1 protein-coding gene and 1 pseudogene are annotated in these 637 nt (G+C 71.7%); one reads left to right on the forward strand and one right to left on the reverse strand.

Going from position 1 to position 637, the window contains the following annotated elements; all coding sequences use genetic code 11:
- Window positions 1-422: TIGR03557 family F420-dependent LLM class oxidoreductase (locus LPA54_RS34820; RefSeq protein WP_228984620.1), on the reverse strand; the 422-nt coding region annotated here is incomplete at its 3' end.
- A 72-nt stretch (window positions 423-494) separates the two neighbouring features.
- Between LPA54_RS34820 and LPA54_RS34825 the strand changes: the two are divergent.
- Window positions 495-637 (forward strand): annotated as a pseudogene (locus LPA54_RS34825) (serine hydrolase); the annotation flags it as partial.

Genomic DNA, 637 nt, shown 5'->3' on the forward strand with positions numbered 1-637 from the left:
CCCTCGAACAGCGCGCGGATGATCTCCACCGCCTCTTCGAGCATCCGGTGGCGCACGTCCACCGGCGGCCAGCCGCCGCCCACCACGTGCTCGTTGAGGTTCTCGCCGGACCCCAGGCCCAGCCGGAACCGGCCGCCCGACAGCAGCTGCATCGTCGCCGCCTTCTGCGCCACCACCGCCGGGTGGTAGCGCATCGTCGGACATGTCACGTACGTCATCAGCGGAATCCGCGAGGTGGCCTGCGCGGCCGCGCCCAGCACGCTCCACGCGTACGGCGAGTGACCCTGCTCGGACAGCCACGGGAAGTAGTGGTCCGAGGTCACCGAGAAGTCGAAGCCCGCCTCCTCGGCGCGCACCACGTGCTCCACCAGCTCACGCGGCCCTGCCTGCTCGGTCATCATCGTGTACCCGATTCGCACCATGGCGTCCGGGTCCCCCGCGGCGACCGGCGAAAACGGTGGATCACCCGCCCGTGCCCCGGGCAGGATGCCCCCATGACCCAGCGAGCCCTTCCGACCGCAGACCCCGCGACCCAGGGCGTCGACGCGTCCGGCGTCCACGCCTTCCTCGACGCGCTCGAGGCCGACCCGGACATCGAGCCGCACGGACTGACGATCGTGCGCCACGGCCGCGTCGT

Origin of the sequence: Streptomyces sp. DH12 (assembly GCF_020873895.1) — a bacterium.
GTDB lineage: Bacteria > Actinomycetota > Actinomycetes > Streptomycetales > Streptomycetaceae > Streptomyces.